Genomic DNA, 20,558 nt, shown 5'->3' on the forward strand with positions numbered 1-20,558 from the left:
AGGGTAGGAAAATACGGGAGGGCATAGACCATGCAGGGCACATGCAGGGAACGATCAAGGCCTAAACCCGTCAGTTCCTTACAGACCCTGCTGAAGGAGCCCGCTGTTTTGCTGAATTTAAAGACTGCATTACTGCTCGGCGCGTTGCTGCTCTGCGGCAACGGCGCATTGCAGGCCGCGGCCTCTGCGCCTGCTGCCGACACGGCCAAGCCGGAGCTGCTGGTGGAGGGCGGGTTGCTCGGGGCCATCAGCTCCAGCATCGACGACGTGCAGAACAAGCTCGACCTCGACCAGAACCTCATCGACGCCTGGCGCCTGCGTGCTGATCGCGCCGCGGATGAAGTAGGGCGCCTGGTAGACCAGACAGCCGCACGCTCGCCGTGGAGCGTGGCGGGCGATTTCCTGCTGTTATCCGGGGTGTGGGTCGGTGCCTTTGCGGTGTTGACGATGCTTGGGCGCTTGATTGTGCGAAGGTCGAGCCTGCGCCCATTCCTCGCGCGGCGCCGGCGCCTGCAAGGCTTGCTGAGCTATGTGGTGCCCTACACGATTCCAGCGCTGATCTGCCTGCCGCTGACCCTTTATGTCAGTCATTTTTTACCCACGTCTGTCGGCCGAGCCCTGGCGCTGTGTTTTGCCTACGCCACCAGCAGTGGCATCTTTTCCACCTCGCTGTTGCTGTGCGTCATTGTCATGTTCAACGTCGGGCACAAGCGGCCTGCCGTGCGGATCATTCGTGACTATTGCCCCAAGCCTCTATTCCTGATCGGCTTTCTCGCCGCCCTCAGCGATGCGCTGACCAGCCCGCAAATCGCTCGTCAGTTGGGCGGCAATATTACCAGCAGCATCGCCGTGTTTACCGGCCTGTTTGCCGCAGTCATCTTTGGCGTACTGGTGGTACGCCTGCGGCGCCCGGTGGCCCATTTGATCCGCAACCGGCCGTTGGCCCAGCGTCTCAAACATCCAGCGTTGCAACAGTCGCTGCGGGTGTTTTCCGGGCTCTGGTACTGGCCGATTCTGTTGATGGTGCTGGTTTCGGTGGTCAACCTGATTGGCGCCGGTGACGACAACCAAGAGGCCCTGCGCTGCGCGCTGCTCACCACCTTGTTACTGATCGGTACGGTATTTCTCAGCACCGTGCTGCAACATCTGTTCAAGTCCCGCAGCCAGGTATCGATCCAGCGCAGCAGCGCCTACAAGGAACGCTTCCTCAGTTTGCTGCACGCGATTTTGCGTATCGTCATGGCCATCGCGTTTATCGAAATACTGGGACGTATCTGGGGTATTTCGCTGTTCGAATTCGCCCAGCGCAACTCGGTCGGCCGGGCCATCAGTGATTCCCTCAGCAGTATCGGCCTGATCCTGTTGGTGACCTGGCTGTTCTGGGTGGTGCTCGACACGGCGATCCAAGAAGCCCTCAAGCCACCTGTGAATAAACGCTCCAGTCGCCAGCCCAGCACCCGGGTCAAAACCATCCTGCCGCTGCTGCGCAATGCGGTGAAGATCATCCTGGTGGTGATTTGCGCGATCACCACCATGGCCAACCTGGGCATCAATGTCGCGCCGTTACTGGCGGGCGCCGGAGTGGTGGGCTTGGCCATTGGTTTCGGTTCCCAGCAACTGGTGCAGGATGTGATTACCGGCCTGTTCATCATTATCGAAGACACCCTGTCCATCGGCGACTGGGTGGTGCTCGACTCCGGCCACGCCGGCACCGTCGAGGGCCTGACCATCCGCACCCTGCGCCTGCGTGACGGCAAGGGGTTTGTGCATTCGGTGCCGTTCGGGCAGATCAAGGCGGTCACTAACCAGTCCCGTCAATTCGCCTACGCGTTCTTCTCCGTGCAGTTCACCTACGACACCGACGTAGACAAGGCCGTGGAGCTGATCCGCGAGGCCGGCCAGTCGATCCGCGACGATGTGTTCCTCAAGTACAACTTGCAAGGGCCGTTGGAAGTGTTCGGGGTGGACAAGATGGACCTCAATGGTGTGGTGCTCACCGCACAGTTCCGCACCGTGTCGGGTGGCCAATACGCGGTCAGCCGCGCGTTCAACCAGCGTTTGAAAAAGCTTGTGGATAACTGCGAGTCGGTGCATTTCGCCCAGACTTATCCACAGCAGGTGCTACTCTCACCGCGTACGGCGCCGAAACAGGAGGCCGTCGAACCCGACGTCAAGACACTTAATCCGTGACGGTTGCGCTACAAGCCCGCAAAATGCAACGATTCTGGCAATGACCTACGACAGGGCACACACGCCTGTCGATAATAACCATCGTTCCAAACAGACCGGGCCTGCTCAATCTATGCGAATGCGCCTTATGTTACTGGGCGGCGGGAATGCCCTCGGGCAGGCGCTGATTCGCCTCGGTGCGGAGGAAGACATCGGTTTCCTCGCCCCCAAACCGCCCCAAGACGGCTGGGATGCCGCAAGCCTCACCCAATTGCTCGACGACACCCGTCCCGATGCCTTGATCAACCTCGCCTACTATTTCGACTGGTTCCAGGCCGAAGCCGTGAGCGAAACCCGCCTGGCCGCCCAGGAGTTCGCCATCGAACGCCTGGCCGAGCTGTGCCAGCATCACAGCATCACCCTGTTGCAACCGTCCAGCTACCGTGTGTTCGATGGCTCTCGCGCCACCGCCTACAGCGAGAAAGACGAGCCGGTGCCTCTGGGCCTGCGCGGCCAGGCGTTGTGGCGTATCGAACAAAGCGTGCGCGCCACGTGCCCGCAGCATGTGCTGCTGCGGTTTGGCTGGCTGCTCGATGACAGCGTCGACGGCACGCTCGGGCGCTTCCTGGCCCGGGCCGAGAACGCCGACGAGCTACTGATGGCCGACGACCGCCGGGGCAACCCGACGCCGGTGGACGATGCGGCGCGGGTGATCATCTCGGTGCTCAAACAACTCGATTGCGCCGCGCCGCTGTGGGGCACCTACCACTACGCCGGCCACGAGGCGACTACGCCGTTGGCGCTGGGCCAGGCGATTCTCACCGAAGCGCGTAATTTCCATCCGTTGGCCATCGAGTCCCCCACCGCCCAGGCTCACGCAGCGCGGCCGGATGCGGCGGATGAACCGCAGCATGCGGTGTTGGCCTGCAAGAAAATCCTCCACACCTTTGGCATCAAACCACGGGCATGGCGGGCAGGCTTGCCGGCTCTACTGGATCGCTTCTACCGCCATAGCTGACATCCCCAAACCAAAAATGGGAGGGGACTTATGTGGGAGCTGGCTTGCCTGCGATAGCATCACCTGGGTATCACTGATACACCGAGGTGTCTGCATCGCGGGCAAGCCCGGCTCCCACATAAGCCTCCTCCCACATGGGTTATGCGGTGTGGCTTAAACGGGACTCAGAACTTGTAGCCGATACCCACCATGTAAACCATCGGGTCTACATCCACATTGACCTTGGCCCGAGTGCCCTGGCCCAGCGCGTTGTTATCCACAGTCGCCTTGGTGCTGATGTCGATGTAGCGCGCCTGGGCGTTGATCATCCACTTGTCGTTGATCATGTAGTCGGCGCCGATCTGTGCAGCCCAGCCCCAGGAGTTTTCGGCCTTGAAGTTGCTGAAACCGGCCTGCTCGGCACGGCTGCCCACGTGCTCGTCATAAATCCAGGTGTAGTTGATACCAGCGCCCACATACGGCTGGAACGCGGACTTGTGGTCCAGCGGGTAGTACACGACGCTCAAGGTCGGCGGCAGGTGTTTCAGCGTGCCGAGCTTGCCGTTGGCGGCGCCCAGGGCGGTGTTCTTTATCTTCACGTCATGCTCGAACGGCGTGGCCGCGAGCAATTCGATGCCGACGTGGTCGGTGATCATGTAGGCGAAGTTCAAGCCCAGTTGGGTGTCGCTGCTCATGGTCGCCTTGCCGCCCAGATTGGTGCCGGCCAATGGGCCCTGGTCAACCTTGACGCTGCTGCTGTCGGCCTTCGGGTTCACGGTAATTGCACCGGCGCGAACCAGAATATCGCCCGCCTGGTGAGCGTGGGCGACAGGGGCGACGAGGGCGAGCGCGAAGAGGGACGCGCCGAGCAGAGACTTGTTCATGGGAGCTCCAAAGGACGTTTAAAAGTTGTACGTCCAATGGTAAAGATCGTTCCGTTCGGTCTTTTGACTCAGCTCAATGAAAGGGTGATCAGTCTCTTTCCCCACCGATCTAAACCTGTGGGAGCTTCACAGGTGAGGATTATTCCTCGAGCTCGTATATGTAAATCTTCTGAGCGTCCATCTGGTAACCAGCGTCCGCCAATTCGCTGGACGATGGCTTGACCTGCATCGCGCCCTCGACCCAGTACGGTTGATACAGCTCATCGAGCTTCACCCCCACCTCGCTTTTCACATGCACGATCTGGTTCGACGGCGGTGGCGGCACATGGATGCAGGCGCCGAAATACGGCACCAGCAAAAACTCCGTGGTGCGACCTTCTTCGCTGACTTCCAGGGGCACGATATACCCCGGCAGGCGAATGTGCTGGCCGTCCAGGCTCTGTACCACCGGCGCGTTGGGCATGTCCTGCTTGGCTGCGGGCGCGGCTTCGACGGACAAGGCATCGGCCATGTTCGACAGGTCGTGCAGCGGCTTCATATTGGGCACTTCAGGTGGCGCATCCGGCGGGATCATCTCCTGCCAGGACAAATCCTTGGGCTGTTCATCCGCCCAGGCAGGCACGGCCATCAACAACAACAGGGCAAACAGGGCACGACGCATCGAAGCCTTCCTCATAAACGGATGGACAGGCCATCGGCCAAAGATTGGCGGTAGGCGCGCCACGCGGGCACGCTGCCCATCAACAGGGCGGCTGCCAGGATACCGGCGAGCAACGTCCATTCATATTCGCTCGGCCACGACATCGGCAGGTCCAGGCCGTAGTTGGCCTGCAAATAACCGCGCGAGGCGGCGATGCACAGGTACAGCAAACCCAGGCCTGCCACCACGCCGGACAAGGCCAGGGCGAAGGCTTCGAAGATCAGCAGCGTTGCGATGTGCCAAGGCCGCGCGCCCACCGACCGCAAGATCGCCATCTCGCGGCGACGCTCGTTAAGGCTGGTGAGGATTGCCGTGAGCATGCCGATCAAACCGGTCAGCACCACGAACAGCGAGATCACAAACAAGGCTTTTTCAGCAGTGCCCATCATGCTCCACAGTTCTTGCAACGCCACGCCTGGCAGGATCGCCAGCATTGGCTCGCCACGAAATTCATTGATCTCTCTTTGCAAGGCAAAGGTGGAAATCTTGTTGTTCAGGCCGAGCATGAACGCAGTGATGGCTTGCGGCGTCAGGTCCATATTGCGCGCCTGGTCGGCACTGATGCGGCCTTTGCCCTGGGCCGGCACGCCGTTGTGCCAGTCGATATGGATCGCTTCCATGCCGCCGAGGCTGATATGCAACGTGCGGTCCACTGGCGTGCCGGTGCGCTTGAGAATGCCGACTACCGTGAACGGTTTGTCGTCATGCTTGACCAGGCTGACCACTGCCACGCCATGGGCCAACACCAGCTTGTCGCCGAGTTTGTAATGCAGGGCGTCGGCCACTTCGGCGCCGAGCACCACTTCGAACGGGTCGGTGGCGAAGGCGCGGCCGCTGGCCAGCTCGAGGTTTTGCTTGCGCCCGTACTGGTAGTGTTCGAAGTAGGATTCGTTGGTGCCCATCACCCGGTAGCCGCGATGGGAGTCGCCGAGGGAGATCGGGATCGCCCATTTCACTTGAGGGCTGGCGGCGAAGTGCTCGTAGCTGTCCCAACGGATGTTGTTGGTGGCGTTGCCAATGCGGAACACCGAATACAGCAGCAGGTTGACCGAGCCGGAACGGGCGCCGACGATCAGGTCGGTACCGCTGATGGTGCTGGCGAAACTGTTGCGCGCCTCAACGCGCACACGCTCCACCGCGAGCAGCAAGCAGACGGAAAGCGCGATGGCAAACGCGGTGAGGATCGCGGTGAAGCGGCGGTTAGCCAGGCTGGCCATGGCTAGACGGAACAGATACATCTCAAACCTCTGCGGGCATGGCGGCGCGATTGAGTTCGGCCAGCGACAGGTTGCGGTCGAACAGCGACGCCAGGCTCTGGTCATGGCTGACAAACAACAGGCTGGCGCCCGCTTCGCGGCATTCTGCGAACAGCAACTGCAGGAAGGCTTCGCGGGCGTCGTAGTCCAGGGCCGAGGTGGGTTCGTCGGCGATCACCAGTTCTGGCTGGCCGATCAGCGCTCGGGCAGCGGCCACCCGTTGTTGCTGGCCGATGGACAGCGAATCGGCACGGCGTTCCAGCAGGCTCGGGTCCTTCAAACCCAGGTGCGCGAGCAAGGTCGCGGCGGCCTGGTCGACACTGCCGTGGCGCTGTTTGGCCCGTTGCGCGCGCAGCTTGGAAAAGTGGCAAGGCAGTTCGACGTTTTCGCGTACCGACAGAAACGGCAGCAAGTTGAACTGCTGGAAGATATAGCCGGTGTGGTCCACACGGAAACGGTCACGAGCGCCGGCCGAGAGTTCGGTCAACTCCTGGCCGAGCAGGCGGATGCTGCCGTGGCTGGGTTTCTGCACGCCTCCCAACAGCCCGAGCAAAGTGGTCTTGCCACTGCCGCTCGGGCCCTTGAGAAACAGGGTTTCCCCGGGTTCCAGGCGGAACTCGGGGATGTCCAGCAACTGCGGGTGACCGGGCCAGTGGAAGCCCAGGTCGGACAGTTCGATTAACGCTTGAGTCATGGGAAGTCAGTGTCGCCTGGTAGTCGAAAATGGCGCCGATCCATTGTGGGAGCTGGCTTGCCTGCGATGGCATCGCTACGGTGTGCCTGCTCACCGCGTCGCCTGTATCGCAGGCAAGCCAGCTCCCACATGGACTGTGCTTTCAAGTCAGAACTTCAGGGTGGCGGCGGTGGCCGTCGCGTCAACACCTTGCTGACCGCTCGGGCCGATCAGTTGTACCTGAATTTTCTTGGTGGCGGGGAAGGTCTTGAACACTTGGCTCAAGTCTAGGTTGCCCAGGGCCGCCGGCGTGGCGCAGGTGAACTGGTAATGGGCGTGGATTTCACTGTGGTCGTGATCATGCTTGTGGGCGGCGGCGCCTTTGCCGTCGGTGGCGTGGTCATCGTCGTCATGCTCGGCTTCTGGTTTGTCACCGAACAACGGGCTGTTGAGTTCCTGGCTGCTGACCACGCAACCTGCGGCCTTGGGCAGGTTGAACAGCGCCGATGGATTTTCCAGCTGTTTGCGCACGGCGGCGACCTTGGCTTTGTCAGCGTCGCTGGTGGCGGCATGTTCGAAACCCACCAGGTTCATGGCCGGGCTGTCCAGTTCCAGCTCCAGGGCCTGGCCGTCCAGCACGGCGTTCAGGCGCCCGACGCCATGTTCATGGGCGCCGAGGCTGCCGTGTTCGTGGTCATGGTCTTCATGGGCATGAGCGACAGCCAGTGGCAGCAGGGCAAACGGCAAAGCAAGCAGCAAACGGCGCATGAGAGGGGCTCCAGGATGAAAGTTTTGTTATGTGATCTTATAACAATTGAGCCGAGAGTTTGACCGCCCGCTTGGTGTTGCGCAAGCTGCATGGGAGCATGCCCGTCAGAAAAAATGCAGGAGTAAGGACGATGTTGCGAATTCGTGGAACCATCGGCGACCTGCCGGTGGACTTGACCCTGGAGCTGGACGACGGCGATTGGGCGCGATTGGGCGCCCAACTGCAGGCCGCCCCAACGCCCAGCGCACCGGCTGCGGCGCCGGTCAAACAGAACGAGGACCTGTGGCAGAACGCCCAGGATTTGCTGCGCAAGGCCGGGCAACTCAATGGCCTGGAATTGCTCGATCAACTCGAAGGCTTGGCTGGCGATGCCGGGGCGGGCAAGCGCCTGCTGGTGCGTCTGCGCCACAGCGCGAGCGTGAAGGTGGCCAGCGGCGGCGACACACCGCTCTACACATGGGTTGGCCCTTTGTAGGAGCGAGCTCGCTCGCGAAAAACGTCAACGATAATGCGGGCATCCTGAATTAACGCGGTGCCTTTGGGTTTTTCGCGAGCAAGCTCGCTCCTACCAGGGTTGGGTTAGTACAGTGCGGCAAACAACTTGCGGCGGTACACCGTGACCAGCGGGTGATCATTGCCCAGCAATTCGAACACCTGCAGCAAGGTCTTGTGGGGCAGGCCTTCGCTGTAGCTGCGGTTGCGGATAAACAACTTGAGCAAACCTTCCAGCGCCGCGTCGTATTGCTGGCGCGCCAGTTGCTGGATCGCCAACTGATAGGCAGCTTCGTCGTCCTGGGGGTTTTGCGCCAGGCGGCTTTTCAGCTCGGCGGCGTCCGGCAAGTCCGCAGCCTGGCGCAGGAAGGTGATTTGCGCCTTGGCCCCGGCCAGGGCGGCCTTGTGGTCGTCGCTCTTGACCGCGTCGAGCACGGCCTGGGCTTCACCCAGCTCACCGCGCTCGGCCAGGCAACGTGCATACAGAATCAAGGCTGCGGCGTTGGTATTGTCCTCGCCCAACAACTGCACCAGCAGCGCTTCGGCCTCGCTGATACGCCCTTCGCTGAACAGCGCCTGAGCTTGCTCCAACGGGTCCGCCGCAGCCGGTGGCGGCATCTGCACGTGGGGCTCAAGCATCGCCCGTACCGCCGACTCCGGCTGTGCACCGGCAAAACCGTCCACCGGTTGGCCATCCTTGAACAGCACCACCGTCGGCAGGCTTTGAATACCAAAACGCGCCACGATGTCCTGTTCGGCTTCGCAGTCGATCTTGGCCAGCAGCAACTCACCCTGATAACTCTCGGCAATCTTCGCCAGCATTGGCATCAGTGCTTTGCAGGGGGCGCACCATTCGGCCCAGAAATCGACCAATACAGGCTTTTCGAAGGAGTTCTGGATAACGGCCTGATCGAAGTTGGCGGTGGTGACGTCGAAGATGTACGGCGTGGGCTCACTCATGGGGCGTCTCGAATAAAGCGGGAATGGGGGCAACTATAAGGGCTGGCGAGGTTGGCTGAAAGTATCCTGGATTCAAGACCGCTATCGCAGGCAAACCAGCTCTCATCTTTGAAATGCATTCCCCTGTGGGAGCGGGCTTGCCCGCGATGGCCTCAAGCGCGCCGCGAATGGTACAGGCTCACCTTGCGAAACTCCCAAGGCTCGGCCAGGTCCGGCAGGGTCAGGGCCTCAAGGATCTCCAGCCGCGTGTAATCCGGATGCTGGAAATCCCGTACCCGCGAATCCGCCACCAGCGCTTCGCGGCCGCGGGTGAGGAACTGATCCAGCAACGGCAGGTTGGCGCGGTCGTAGAGCACGTCGGCCACCAGGATCAGGTCGAAACGGTCGGCTTCGGCAAAAAAGTCTGCCGAATAACTCAGCGCCACCTGGTTGAGCTCGGCATTCGCACGGCAAGCGGCCAAGGCCAGTGGGTCCAGGTCGCAGGCCACCACCTCCAGGGCACCAGCTTTGACGGCGGCTATCCCGGCTACGCCCGAACCTGCGCCGAAATCCAGCACGCGTTTGCCGGCGACCCACTCAGGATGCGCTGCCAGGTAACGCGCCAACGCCAGGCCGCTGGCCCAGCAAAAACTCCAGTAGGGCGGCTCATGCAGGATGCGCCGGGTTTCTTCCTGGCTGAAGGCGCGGTCCATGTTGTCGGCGTCCAGCAGCCACAACGACAACGCGGTGCCCGGCAACGGGCAGGGCACCAATTGCGCATCGCCAATCAACGCGCTCAAGGCGTGTTGCAGGCCCAGCGGTGGCGTCATGGCGCCTTGACGAGTTGCAGGGGGCCGGTGCTCTGGGTGATCGCCTGGGTGACGCGCACGGCAGGCAGATGCAGGATCAGCTGGCCGGACTGGCTGGCGCGACCGCGCAATTCAACGCGGGCACCGGCCGGGAAGGCTTCAGGGTTGAAGCGCAGACGGAAGGCCAAGGGCTTGCCGTTGCCGCTCAGTACGCTGCTGGCGAGCAGTTGCTGCGGGCGCGAACGGTCGTCGATGACCAAGAGCGCCATCTCGACTTCGGCACCGGCCGGCACGTTGGTCAGGCTGCCGCTGATTTCGCGCTGATAGGCGGGCAGGGGGCCGAGGTCTTCAATGCCTGGGACTTTTTTCTCTTGCGCGGGGGTTGGTTGAGGCGCGGCCGGCTTGGGGGCTTCGCTGCTGCAGGCGACCAGAAAACTGAACAGGCTGAGTAGAACGAGTGGTCGTAACTGCATGTACGGCTCCAGAAAGGACAAAATCCGTGGCTTAAAAAATATCAAACATATAAGCCTGCCTATATACCGTAAAGGCTATGGCTTGTCTTGCCACAGGGATGCGCTACCATGGCCCTCCCATTTTTTGTTGCCTGCCAACCATGCACTGTCCCTTCTGCGGTGCCAACGACACCAAGGTCATCGACTCGCGTCTGGTCGCCGAGGGCGACCAAGTGCGTCGCCGGCGCGAATGCCTGGCCTGTGGTGAACGTTTCACCACCTTCGAAACCGCCGAACTGGTGCTGCCGCGTCTGATCAAGTCCGACGGCAGCCGCCAGCCTTTCGACGAAGAAAAACTGCGCGCCGGTATGCAGCGCGCCCTGGAAAAACGCCCGGTGAGTGTCGAGCGCCTGGAAGCGGCGCTGGTGCATATCAAGCACAAGCTGCGGGCGACCGGCGAGCGCGAGGTCAAGAGCCTGGTGGTCGGTGAGCTGGTGATGGGCGAGCTGCAAAAGCTCGACGAAGTCGCCTATATCCGTTTTGCCTCGGTGTATCGACGCTTCCAGGACCTCAATGAGTTCCGCGAAGAGATCGACCGCCTGGCCCGTGAGCCCTCCAAACAATGACATCTGAACAGGCTGTGCTCGACGCCCATTACATGGCCCGCGCCCTTGAATTGGCGCGCAAGGGCCTGTACACCACGCACCCCAACCCGCGGGTTGGCTGCGTGATAGTGCGTGACGGGCAGATTGTCGGCGAAGGCTGGCATGAGCGTACCGGCGAGCCCCATGCCGAGCCCAATGCCCTGCGCGCCGCTGGCGACAAGGCCCGTGGCGCGACGGTGTACGTGACCCTTGAACCGTGCAGCCATCATGGCCGTACACCGCCCTGTGCCGATGCGCTGGTGACAGCCGGTGTCGCGCGGGTGGTAGCCGGCATGCAGGACCCGAACCCCGAAGTGGCTGGCCGAGGCATGCAACGCCTGGCCCAGGCCGGTATCGAGGTTCGTAGTGGTGTGCTGGAAACCGAAGCGCGGGCGCTTAACCCGGGTTTCCTCAAGCGCATGGAGCACGGCTTGCCGTTTGTGCGGGTCAAGTTGGCGATGAGTCTGGACGGCCGCACAGCGATGGCCAGCGGCGAAAGCCAATGGATCACCGGCCCCGCTGCCCGTGCTGCGGTACAACGCTTGCGTGCCGAGGCCAGTGTGGTGTTGACCGGTGCCGACACGGTACTGGCCGACGGTGCCCGCTTGACCGTACGCGCTGCCGAACTGGGCCTGGACGAGGCAACCACCGCCCTGGCCATGTCGCGCCCGCCGCTGCGCGTGTTGATCGATGGCCGCCTGCGGGTGCCGCTCAACGCGCCGTTCTTCAAGGCCGGCCCGGCATTAGTCATCACCTGCGTCACCGCGCAGAACCAGTTCCCCCGTGGCCCTGAGTGCCTGGTGGTACCGGGCGTGGACGGCCAGGTTGACCTGCGCTCGGCATTGGTCGCCCTGGCTGCCCGTGGCGTCAACGACGTGCTGGTGGAAGCGGGCCCAAGCCTGGCCGGTGCGTTCGCCCAACAAGGGCTGGTGGATGAATACGTGATATTCATCGCTGGCAAGTTCCTCGGCTCCGCTGCCCGCCCGTTGCTGGACTGGCCGCTTGAGAAACTCGCCGACGCGCCCCAACTCAAGATCACTGACATGCGCGCTGTAGGCGACGACTGGCGAGTCACTGCCATTCCGGCCCCGACAGCGAGCGTATAATTCCCGGCTTGCGCTTAAGCGTCAGCCCCTCGTTTTCAGGAGAACGAAATGTTCACCGGCATTATCGAATCCATCGGCAGCATCCGTGCAATGACCCCCAAAGGCGGGGATGTCCGCCTGCTGGTTGAAACCGGCAAGCTGGACCTCGGCGACGTCAAGCTGGGCGACAGCATTGCCGTCAGCGGCGTGTGCCTGACCGTCATCGAGCTGCCAGGCAACGGCTTTGCCGCCGATGTCAGCCGGGAAACCCTGGACTGCACCGCGATGAACGATCTTGCAGCCGGCAGCCCGGTCAACCTGGAAAAAGCCCTGACGCCGACCACCCGCCTGGGCGGTCACCTGGTCAGCGGCCACGTCGACGGCGTCGGCGAAGTGGTGGCCCGCAGCGAAAACGCCCGCGCCGTGGAATTCCGTATCCGCGCGCCCAAAGAGCTGGCCAAGTACATCGCCCACAAAGGCTCGATCACCGTCGATGGCACCAGCCTGACCGTGAACGCCGTGAATGGCGCCGAATTTGAACTGACCATCATTCCCCACACCCTCAGCGAAACCATCATGGCCTCGTACCAGCCGGGCCGCCGGGTGAACCTGGAAGTGGACTTGCTTGCCCGTTACCTGGAGCGCCTGTTGTTGGGCGAAAAGGCCGCAGAGCCTGCATCAGGCAACATCACCGAAAGTTTTCTGGCCGCTAACGGCTACCTGAAATCCTGACCAAGGGGGTGCCGCGTGGCGCTCAATAGCATCGAAGAACTGGTTGAAGACATCCGCCAAGGCAAGATGGTCATCCTCATGGATGACGAAGATCGCGAGAACGAAGGCGATATCATCATGGCCGCCGAAGCGTGCAAGCCCGAGCACATCAACTTCATGGCCAAGCACGCCCGTGGGCTGATCTGCATGCCCATGAGCCGCGAACGCTGTGAATTGCTCAAGCTGCCGTTGATGGCGCCGCGCAATGGCTCGGGTTTCGGCACCAAGTTCACCGTGTCGATTGAAGCCACCACGGGCGTCACCACCGGCATTTCCGCCGCAGACCGAGCCCGCACCGTGCAAGCCGCTGCCGCGAAAGACGCCAAGGCCGAAGATATCGTCAGCCCCGGCCACATCTTCCCGCTGATGGCCCAACCGGGCGGCACCCTGGCCCGTGCCGGCCACACCGAAGCCGCCTGCGATTTGGCGCGCATGGCCGGTTTCGAGCCAAGCGGGGTGATCTGCGAAGTGATGAACGACGATGGCACCATGGCCCGTCGTACTGAACTCGAAGCCTTTGCCGCCGAGCACAACCTCAAGATCGGCACCATCGCCGACCTGATTCACTACCGCATGATCCACGAACGTACCGTTCAGCGGATTGCCGAGCAGCCACTGGACAGTGAACTGGGCCAATTCAATTTGGTGACCTACCGTGATTCAGTGGAAGGCGACGTGCACATGGCCCTGACCCTGGGCAACATTTGCGCAGAAGAGCCGACCCTGGTACGAGTACACAACATGGACCCACTGCGTGACCTGTTGATGGTCAAACAGCCGGGCCGCTGGAGCCTGCGCGCCGCTATGGCTGCGGTTTCCGAGGCGGGTAGCGGTGTGGTGCTGTTGCTCGGTCACCCGCTCGATGGTGACGTGTTGCTGGCGCACATCCGCGAAACCGCCGACGCCGTGCCGGTGAAAAAACCGACCACCTACAGCATCGTCGGTGCCGGTTCGCAGATCCTGCGCGACCTGGGCGTGCGCAAAATGCGCCTGATGAGCGCACCGATGAAATTTAATGCGATATCCGGATTCGACCTGGAAGTTGTAGAATACGTGCCCTCCGAATAAAGGCCGGCGATTTTTGCCCCTTGTTCGCGGTTAAATCATCACTAAGGGACGCACTTTTCGCGTCCCGGCTCTTTAAGAGATTTGTCGAATGACCCTGAAGACCATCGAAGGTACCTTCATCGCCCCCAAAGGCCGCTATGCCCTGGTGGTTGGCCGCTTCAACAGCTTCGTGGTTGAAAGCCTGGTAAGCGGTGCCGTTGACGCCCTGGTTCGCCACGGTGTAAGCGAGAGCGATATCACCCTTATCCGTGCGCCTGGCGCCTTCGAAATTCCACTGGTTGCGCAAAAAGTTGCTCAGCAGGGTGAATACGCGGCGATCATCGCCCTGGGCGCAGTGATCCGTGGCGGTACCCCGCACTTCGAATACGTGGCCGGCGAATGCACCAAGGGCCTGGCCCAGGTGTCCATGGAGTTCGGCGTGCCAGTCGCTTTCGGCGTACTGACCGTGGATTCCATCGAGCAAGCCATCGAGCGTTCCGGCACCAAGGCCGGTAACAAAGGCGCCGAAGCTGCCTTGTCCGCCCTGGAAATGGTCAGCCTGCTGTCGCAGTTGGAGGCCAAGTGATTTCCGACGAAAGCGATCGTTTCAACCCGCGCGAGCCTCGCCCTGCGGACGCCGGCAAGCCTTCCAAGAACGAAAAGCGTCGCGCTGCTCGTCAACTGGCCACCCAGGCGCTGTACCAGCGTCACCTGGCAGGTGCTTCGCTGAACGAGATCGAAGCGCAGTTTCGCGTTGACAACGATTTCACCTTCGCCGATCTGCCGTACTTCCACGACATCCTGCACGGCGTGCATGCCAACCTGACCGAGATCGACACAGCCCTGGCGCCATGCCTGGACCTGACCATCGAAGAACTCGACCCGGTTGAGCTGTGCGTGATGCGCCTGTCCACCTGGGAGCTGCTCAAGCGCGTTGACGTGCCGTACCGCGTCGTGATCAACGAGGGCATCGAACTGGCGAAAGTCTACGGTTCGACCGACGGCCACAAGTTCGTCAACGGCGTGCTCGACAAGCTGGCTCCGCGCCTGCGTGAAGCCGAAGTGAAGGAACACAAGCGCTAATCTGCGCTTGATTCCTCAATGGGTGAGTTTGAGCTGATCCGCACATACTTCGCCGCCGCGCCCTGTGCGCAAGGTGGCGAAGGCATTGCCCTGGGGATCGGCGACGACTGCGCCTTGCTGGCGCTTCCCGCCGGGGAGCAACTGGCAGTCTCCACCGATACGCTGGTGGCAGGTGTGCATTTTGCCGACCCCTGTGACCCGTTCCTGCTCGGCCAGCGCTCGCTGGCCGTGGCGGTGAGCGACCTGGCCGCCATGGGCGCCCACCCCCTCGCCTTTACCCTTGCCCTGACCACACCGAGCGTCGAAGCCGATTGGCTGCAACGCTATGCCCAAGGCTTGAACGCCATGGCGCAAAGCTGCGGCGTAGGCTTGGTGGGCGGCGATACCACCCGTGGGCCGCTGAGCCTGACCCTGACCGTGTTCGGCCGTGTGCCGGCTGGCCAGGCCTTGACGCGCAGCGGTGCACAGCCGGGCGACCTGCTGTGTGTGGGTGGCGAGTTAGGCAATGCCGCTGGCGCCTTGCCGCTGGTAGTGGGGCAACGCACGGCTGACGCAGCCATCGCCGAGCCGCTGCTGGCGCATTACTGGTCGCCGCAACCGCAGCTGGCCCTGGGGCTGGCGCTGCGAGGCAAGGCGACAGCGGCCATGGATATCTCTGATGGGCTGTTGGCTGACTGTGGGCATATCGCCAAGGCGTCAGCCGTGCGCCTGGTGGTTGAGCGCCAGCGGTTGCCGTTGTCCGAGGCGTTGCTGGCGTTTGTCGGTGAAGACCAGGCTCACGTGGCGGCGTTGAGCGGGGGCGACGACTATGTGCTGGCGTTCACCTTGCCGCCGTCCGAGTTGGCGCCGTTGCAGGCGGATGGCTGGCCGGTGCATGTGGTCGGCCGGGTCGAAGCGGGGCAGGGCGTGACGCTGCTCGACGTCAACGGCCAGGACATCACCCCGGCTGTGCGCGGCTACCAGCATTTTCGCCAGACGCCCTAAGCCGGCGGTCTGCGCTACCCTTTATACGATTATCCCGAGAAAGAGGCCGTGACTATGGCTGCATGCCGCTGGCTGCTGATCGTGCTGTGTACCTTCGCTTCCCTGGCCCAGGCGGACACTCCCATGCCCGGCAAAATCGTGCTGGCCAGTGAAGAGTGGAACGACTACACCAACAAAGATGGCAGCGGCCTGGCCTGGGACCTGCTGCGCCAAGTCTTTGAACCGGCTGGCATCACCGTGCACATCCGCAGCGTACCCTACACCCGCTCGGTCGGCCTGGCCCAGCGTGGTGAAGTGGATGGTTGTGTCGGCACCTATCGCGATGAGGCCAGCGGTGTGCTGTACCCGCGCAGGAACTTCGACGCCGATCATGTCTACGCCCTCGGGTTGGCCACTGCGCCGACACCGACCCTGGCGACCTTGGGCAACTACCGCCTGGCCTGGGTACGCGGCTATAAATACGAGGAATACCTGCCCACCGTGCGCCGCTTCAACCAGATCGAACGGCGCGACGGGATCTTGCCAATGCTGCAACACGGTCGCGCCGATTTTTATATCGACGCCCTCACCGAAGCCAAGTACGTGCTCAGTCAGGCGCAAGACCCAGCACTGTTCAAACTCACCCATATCGCTGAACTGCCGCTCTACGTAGCCTTTGCCGATAACGAACGCGGCAGGGCATTGATGACCGTGTATGACCAGCGTCTGGTCAGCCTGATCAAGACAGGTGAGCTGAAGGCAATTTTTGACCGTTGGAAACAGCCCTACCCCTTGTAGGAGCGAGCTTGCTCGCGAAAAACCCATAGACGCCGCGTTGATTCAGAATATCCGCGTTAACGTTGACCACTTTCGCGAGCAAGCTCGCTCCTACATAGAATCAATCCAAAGGCCAATCGAACCTATTGATCTTTATCAGCGATAATTCAGCTTAAGCGTCTGTAGGAACGTGCTGTTACAATGCCCGCCTCTGTGAAATCTGAAATCAGGAGCACACGGTGCCCGTCGTTTTCGTCGCCGCTTCCAAGCTGCCTACCCCTTTTGCCACGTTCACCATGAACGGCTTTCTTGAAGAAGCCACCGGGCGCGAGCACGTTGTGCTCAGCCTCGGCGACTTCACGGATGGTGCGCCGGTGCTGGGGCGGGTGCATTCCGAGTGCCTGACCGGCGATGCGCTGTTCAGCCAGCGCTGTGACTGCGGCTCGCAACTTGAGGCTGCACTGCAAGCCATCGCCCGTGAAGGCCGTGGCGTGTTGCTGTACTTGCGTCAGGAAGGCCGGGGCATTGGCCTGTTGAACAAGATTCGTGCCTACGAGCTGCAAGACGGCGGCGCCGACACCGTCGAGGCCAACGAGCGCCTGGGCTTTGCTGCCGACCAGCGCGACTATGCCATCTGCCTGCCGATGCTCGAGCACCTGGGGGTCAAATCCCTGCGTCTGATGACCAACAACCCGCGCAAGGTCAAAGCCTTGACCGAGATGGGCATCACCGTGGCCGAGCGCGTGCCGTTGCACACCGGGCACAACCCGCACAACAAACTCTACCTGGCCACCAAAGCCAGCAAGCTCGACCACATGATGGGCAACGAGCACCAGGGCGAGGTCGACCGCGCGTGACCCGTGGCCAGGTGAAACGGCGACTGTCCTTCAACTGGTGGCAGTACCTGGCCCTGGCATTGCTGCCCTTGTTCGTGATCAACCTTCTGTTTGGCCGTGCTGAATCCTTGTTGCCCGTATTGGCCATGCCGTTCTTCATCGCTGGCGTGGCCTCAATGTTTCTCAGCCTGCGTTATTTTCATGCCTATAAACACGCGCTGATCGCCACGTCTAAAGCCCTGGATACCGCCGAAGAACCGGCAGCCTGGATCACCCTGGCGGCGCGTCGGCGCACGGCCTTGCTGGTTGCAGCATTACCGGCCTGGATTGGCGCGCTGGCGGTGTTCGTCGGCCTGGAGGCGGTGCCGTTGTTTCTGTTGGCGCTGTCGACGCTGGTGCTGTTCTACCTCTATCGCATACCGCGTCAGTTGGGATGAGGCGCTACTGGCTGGCGCTGCTACTGGTATTCAGTGCCGAGGCGTTGGCGGTCGAACGCGTCGTCAGCCTGGCGCCGTCACTCTCAGAAATCGTGCTTGAGCTGGGTGCCGAGGACTTGTTGGTCGGCGTGCTTGACGGTGGTGACCGCCCGGCGGCGTTGGCGAAGGTGCCCTCGGTCGGGCACTACGGCCAGTTGGACATGGAGCGCCTGCTCAGCCTCAAGCCCGACCTGATCCTGCTCTGGCCTGGCAGCGTCGGCCCGGCCCAGCGCGAGCAGCTCCAGCGGTTGAATATCCCGGTGTACGTCGCCGAACCCCACAGCCTTGAACAACTGACCGCCCAGGTGCAGGCCATTGCCGAGCAATTGGGCCGCGCTGAGGCCGGGCACCAGCTCGCGGCACAATTGCGCCAGCGCTTGGCCGAGTTGCGCCAGCGCTACCAGCGGGCTGAGCCGCTGCGGGTGTTCTACCAAGTGTGGAACCAGCCGCTGTACACCGTGGGCGGTGGGCAGATCATCAGCGATGCCCTCAGCGTGTGCGGGGCGCGCAATGTGTTTGATGACCTGAAGTTGCCGGCGCCGCAGGTGAATATCGAGTCGGTGCTGGCGCGTGATCCCGAGGTGATCCTGGTGGGGGACCAGGCTCAGAGGGAGGCCTGGAAGGCATGGCCGGCGATGGCTGCTCGGGTGCGGTTAGTGCCGGACAAGGGCCTGGAGCGGCCCAGCGGGCAGATGTTGGAGGCGGTGGGGCAGTTGTGCCAGGTGATTGCGCCGAACCTGTGACAAGGCTATCGCAGGCAAGCCAGCTCTCACAGGGGAATGCATTTTAATTGTGGGAGCTGGCTTGCCTGCGATGACGCCGGTTCAGGTTACTTAGATCTCAGGGGTCCACGTCACCCCAACCATCCACACCCGACCTTCTTCACGATAATTCTGGCTTTCCCCGAGGTAGCTGTACTTCGCCCGTGCATAAGACTTGTCCAGCACGTTATCCACCTTCAGCGACAACGACACCTCCCGGTTCAACGCCCAACTACTGCGCAGCCCCAACAAGGCATAACCGCCCATACGGTTGCGGTTGGCTTCATCGTCGTAGCTGCTGCTGATCGCTTGCCAGCTGGCGCCGAGACCGAGTTGATCAAATTGCCGGTCCAGATCCAGGTTCACCGTGCGCCGTGCGCGACGTGCCAGGGTGTGGCCGCTGTCACGGTCACGCGGGTCGATAAGCGACAGACCCAGGTTGCCCTGCCAGCCAAACAGTTCCTGCTTGAGCGCCGCTTCAAAGCCGTTGATCCGCGCCGACGCCACGTTTTGCGGCTTGCCGGCGTCAAGGATGATCGCGTCGCTCAGGTCGGTGCGATACAGCGAGGCTTCCAGGCGTGTGCTGTCGGTCAGCTGGCTGCGCCATTGCAGCTCGTAGCTCTTTGATGTCTCGGGCTGCAGGTTTGGGTTGCTGTACTGCGTGTCGGGGTAATAGAGGTCGTTGAAGGTCGGCGCGCGAAAGCCTTCGCTGTAGCTCAAGAGCAGGTCATTGTCAGGGTTGACCGGCACAGTCAGGGTGCCGCTCCAACTGCTCTGGCCGCCGAACTGCTGGTTCTGGTCGCGGCGCAGGCCCAGCTCGGTGGAAAACCATTGGCTATGGAAGCGGTGCTGCACGAAGGCCGCCCGGTTCCAGCGGCTGTTTTCGGTAAAGGTGGTGGAGCCGTGGAAACGGTCTTCGTACCAGTCGCCGCCGACGATCAGGCTGTTTTGCTCATTCAGGCTCAGGTCGTTTTGCCAGTTGACCGAGTCGCGGTAGGTATTGAACGCGCTGAAGTCATCGCTGAGGGTGTCACGCTTGGTGTCGCGGTTTTCGCTGTGGCCCAGCTCCAGACGCGACTGCCAGCTGTCATTGAGCTTGGCATCGAGATAGCCGCTGGCGCTGCTCACGGTGTAGTCGGTGTAGGGTTTCTGGCCGACGCTCTGCCCGGTGGCGCCGTCGTAGCGGCCATAACTGTTGTCGTACTCCGACTTGCCACGGTTATCCAACAGGTTGAAACCCACCTCCAGCTCATCGCTGAACGAATGGCTGAGGTTCAGGCTGATGGACTGATTGCGGTAGGCATCATGGTCGCCGTCACTGGGAAACGACGCGTGGCTCGCGTTGATACCGGCAGTTTCATCCAGGCTCGCGCCCAGGTTGAAACGCGTGTGTTCATCGCCGCCCGACAGGCCCAGGCTGCGCTCCCAGGTCTGGTTACTGCCAAACCCCAGCTTCAGGCGCGGCTGCAAGCCTTGCTCGGCATTGCGCCGGGTAAACACCTGAATCACCCCGCCAATCGCATCACTGCCGTAGATCACCGAACGTGAACCGCGCAGCACTTCCACCCGTTCAATCTGATCGACGTTGAGGTATTGCAAGCCGCTGTCGCCGGAGGTGGTGTTGGCGATGCGTTGGCCGTCTACCAGCACCAGGCTCTGCGCCGACTTGGTGCCGCGAATGAAAATCCCCGGCAAACTGCCACGCCCACCGGTCGGCGCAACTTGCACGCCCGGCACGCGGCTGAGCAGGTCGGTGACGCTGGTGGGTTGCAGGCGGTCGATGTCGGCACGGGTGAAGACGGTGTTGGCGGCGCTGCTGTCATTACGCGCCTGCACTTGGCGGTTGGCGCTGATGACCACGTCGGAGAGCTTCAGAGCCTGGTCGCGGGTGTCGGCGAGCAGGTCAGCGCAGGGTAGCAGCAGCAGGGCAAGGCACGGGCGTTTCATGGGCTGTCCATAGCATTCGAAGGTCATG

At 62.1% G+C, this 20,558-nt stretch carries 23 protein-coding genes; 14 read left to right on the plus strand and 9 right to left on the minus strand.

The window, feature by feature from the left end; translation table 11 throughout:
• The first annotated feature begins 108 nt into the window (after positions 1 to 108).
• Both ODQ19_RS23980 and ODQ19_RS23985 read left to right on the plus strand, forming a co-directional pair.
• Complete coding sequence (locus ODQ19_RS23980; protein WP_330211382.1) at positions 109 to 2,190, plus strand: mechanosensitive ion channel family protein; 2,082 nt, start codon at positions 109 to 111, stop codon at positions 2,188 to 2,190.
• Between the two features lie 112 nt (positions 2,191 to 2,302).
• Positions 2,303 to 3,187 (plus strand): sugar nucleotide-binding protein, encoded by an 885-nt coding sequence (locus ODQ19_RS23985; protein WP_054896955.1) that lies wholly within the window; start codon positions 2,303 to 2,305, stop codon positions 3,185 to 3,187.
• A 164-nt stretch (positions 3,188 to 3,351) separates the two neighbouring features.
• Here the strand turns inward: ODQ19_RS23985 and ODQ19_RS23990 are convergent, their stop codons facing one another.
• From ODQ19_RS23990 to ODQ19_RS24010, 5 genes are all read right to left on the minus strand, one after another.
• Entirely contained in the window at positions 3,352 to 4,050 is a 699-nt protein-coding gene (locus ODQ19_RS23990; protein ID WP_014720136.1) for an OmpW/AlkL family protein, read from the minus strand.
• Positions 4,051 to 4,189: 139 nt separating this feature from the next.
• Positions 4,190 to 4,711, minus strand: a complete 522-nt coding sequence (locus ODQ19_RS23995) for a DUF3299 domain-containing protein (protein ID WP_330211383.1) — start codon at positions 4,709 to 4,711, stop codon at positions 4,190 to 4,192.
• Between the two features lie 11 nt (positions 4,712 to 4,722).
• Positions 4,723 to 5,988 carry an ABC transporter permease gene (locus ODQ19_RS24000; protein WP_186527200.1) on the minus strand — a complete coding sequence of 422 codons (1,266 nt, stop codon included), beginning with the start codon at positions 5,986 to 5,988 and terminating at the stop codon, positions 4,723 to 4,725.
• A gap of 1 nt (position 5,989) precedes the next feature.
• Positions 5,990 to 6,700: an ABC transporter ATP-binding protein gene (locus ODQ19_RS24005; protein ID WP_330211384.1), complete on the minus strand. Its 711-nt coding sequence runs from the start codon at positions 6,698 to 6,700 to the stop codon at positions 5,990 to 5,992.
• Between the two features lie 147 nt (positions 6,701 to 6,847).
• On the minus strand, positions 6,848 to 7,447 hold the full coding sequence (locus tag ODQ19_RS24010; protein WP_116665514.1) for a DUF2796 domain-containing protein: 600 nt from the start codon (positions 7,445 to 7,447) through the stop codon (positions 6,848 to 6,850).
• A 131-nt stretch (positions 7,448 to 7,578) separates the two neighbouring features.
• Here ODQ19_RS24010 and ODQ19_RS24015 point away from each other — a divergent pair, with 131 nt between their 5' ends.
• Positions 7,579 to 7,923 carry a hypothetical protein gene (locus ODQ19_RS24015; protein WP_330211385.1) on the plus strand — a complete coding sequence of 115 codons (345 nt, stop codon included), beginning with the start codon at positions 7,579 to 7,581 and terminating at the stop codon, positions 7,921 to 7,923.
• A gap of 104 nt (positions 7,924 to 8,027) precedes the next feature.
• Here the strand turns inward: ODQ19_RS24015 and trxA are convergent, their stop codons facing one another.
• From trxA to ODQ19_RS24030, 3 genes are all read right to left on the minus strand, one after another.
• Positions 8,028 to 8,900 carry a thioredoxin gene (gene trxA / locus ODQ19_RS24020; protein ID WP_019818859.1) on the minus strand — a complete coding sequence of 291 codons (873 nt, stop codon included), beginning with the start codon at positions 8,898 to 8,900 and terminating at the stop codon, positions 8,028 to 8,030.
• 152 nt (positions 8,901 to 9,052) lie between these two features.
• A complete protein-coding gene (locus ODQ19_RS24025) occupies positions 9,053 to 9,709 on the minus strand; it encodes a class I SAM-dependent methyltransferase (protein ID WP_116665511.1) in 657 nt (218 codons plus the stop codon).
• The gene (locus ODQ19_RS24030) at positions 9,706 to 10,161 is read right to left on the minus strand and encodes a YbaY family lipoprotein (RefSeq protein ID WP_003194586.1); all 456 of its coding nucleotides are present in this window, start codon (positions 10,159 to 10,161) and stop codon (positions 9,706 to 9,708) included. Before ODQ19_RS24030 ends, ODQ19_RS24025 begins: the two co-directional genes overlap by 4 nt.
• A gap of 140 nt (positions 10,162 to 10,301) precedes the next feature.
• On the opposite strand from ODQ19_RS24030, the gene nrdR reads away from it, so the two are divergent.
• From nrdR to ODQ19_RS24085, 11 genes are all read left to right on the plus strand, one after another.
• Positions 10,302 to 10,766: a transcriptional regulator NrdR gene (gene nrdR / locus ODQ19_RS24035; RefSeq protein ID WP_019818855.1), complete on the plus strand. Its 465-nt coding sequence runs from the start codon at positions 10,302 to 10,304 to the stop codon at positions 10,764 to 10,766.
• Positions 10,763 to 11,890, plus strand: coding sequence for a bifunctional diaminohydroxyphosphoribosylaminopyrimidine deaminase/5-amino-6-(5-phosphoribosylamino)uracil reductase RibD (ribD, locus tag ODQ19_RS24040; RefSeq protein WP_330211386.1), 1,128 nt, complete (start codon positions 10,763 to 10,765; stop codon positions 11,888 to 11,890). The genes nrdR and ribD overlap by 4 nt, the downstream gene beginning before the upstream one ends.
• A gap of 48 nt (positions 11,891 to 11,938) precedes the next feature.
• On the plus strand, positions 11,939 to 12,601 hold the full coding sequence (locus tag ODQ19_RS24045) for a riboflavin synthase (protein WP_014720128.1): 663 nt from the start codon (positions 11,939 to 11,941) through the stop codon (positions 12,599 to 12,601).
• 15 nt (positions 12,602 to 12,616) lie between these two features.
• On the plus strand, positions 12,617 to 13,708 hold the full coding sequence (gene ribBA, locus ODQ19_RS24050; protein ID WP_003194579.1) for a bifunctional 3,4-dihydroxy-2-butanone-4-phosphate synthase/GTP cyclohydrolase II: 1,092 nt from the start codon (positions 12,617 to 12,619) through the stop codon (positions 13,706 to 13,708).
• Positions 13,709 to 13,796: 88 nt separating this feature from the next.
• Positions 13,797 to 14,273 carry a 6,7-dimethyl-8-ribityllumazine synthase gene (gene ribH, locus ODQ19_RS24055; protein WP_003194576.1) on the plus strand — a complete coding sequence of 159 codons (477 nt, stop codon included), beginning with the start codon at positions 13,797 to 13,799 and terminating at the stop codon, positions 14,271 to 14,273.
• Complete coding sequence (gene nusB / locus ODQ19_RS24060; RefSeq protein ID WP_003194574.1) at positions 14,270 to 14,770, plus strand: transcription antitermination factor NusB; 501 nt, start codon at positions 14,270 to 14,272, stop codon at positions 14,768 to 14,770. The genes ribH and nusB overlap by 4 nt, the downstream gene beginning before the upstream one ends.
• Positions 14,771 to 14,788: 18 nt before the next feature.
• Positions 14,789 to 15,754, plus strand: coding sequence for a thiamine-phosphate kinase (gene thiL, locus ODQ19_RS24065; RefSeq protein ID WP_330211387.1), 966 nt, complete (start codon positions 14,789 to 14,791; stop codon positions 15,752 to 15,754).
• 54 nt (positions 15,755 to 15,808) lie between these two features.
• On the plus strand, positions 15,809 to 16,531 hold the full coding sequence (locus ODQ19_RS24070) for a substrate-binding periplasmic protein (protein ID WP_330211388.1): 723 nt from the start codon (positions 15,809 to 15,811) through the stop codon (positions 16,529 to 16,531).
• A 218-nt stretch (positions 16,532 to 16,749) separates the two neighbouring features.
• Positions 16,750 to 17,367 (plus strand): GTP cyclohydrolase II, encoded by a 618-nt coding sequence (ribA, locus tag ODQ19_RS24075; RefSeq protein WP_330211389.1) that lies wholly within the window; start codon positions 16,750 to 16,752, stop codon positions 17,365 to 17,367.
• The gene (locus ODQ19_RS24080) at positions 17,364 to 17,783 is read left to right on the plus strand and encodes a hypothetical protein (RefSeq protein ID WP_044269046.1); all 420 of its coding nucleotides are present in this window, start codon (positions 17,364 to 17,366) and stop codon (positions 17,781 to 17,783) included. Before ribA ends, ODQ19_RS24080 begins: the two co-directional genes overlap by 4 nt.
• A complete protein-coding gene (locus ODQ19_RS24085; RefSeq protein ID WP_330211390.1) occupies positions 17,780 to 18,565 on the plus strand; it encodes a cobalamin-binding protein in 786 nt (261 codons plus the stop codon). Before ODQ19_RS24080 ends, ODQ19_RS24085 begins: the two co-directional genes overlap by 4 nt.
• 90 nt (positions 18,566 to 18,655) lie before the next feature.
• Here the strand turns inward: ODQ19_RS24085 and ODQ19_RS24090 are convergent, their stop codons facing one another.
• Positions 18,656 to 20,530 carry a TonB-dependent receptor domain-containing protein gene (locus ODQ19_RS24090; protein ID WP_330211391.1) on the minus strand — a complete coding sequence of 625 codons (1,875 nt, stop codon included), beginning with the start codon at positions 20,528 to 20,530 and terminating at the stop codon, positions 18,656 to 18,658.
• Between the last annotated feature and the right edge of the window lie 28 nt (positions 20,531 to 20,558).

It is taken from the genome of Pseudomonas sp. AM4(2022) (assembly GCF_036346515.1).
Taxonomy (GTDB): domain Bacteria; phylum Pseudomonadota; class Gammaproteobacteria; order Pseudomonadales; family Pseudomonadaceae; genus Aquipseudomonas; species Aquipseudomonas paracarnis.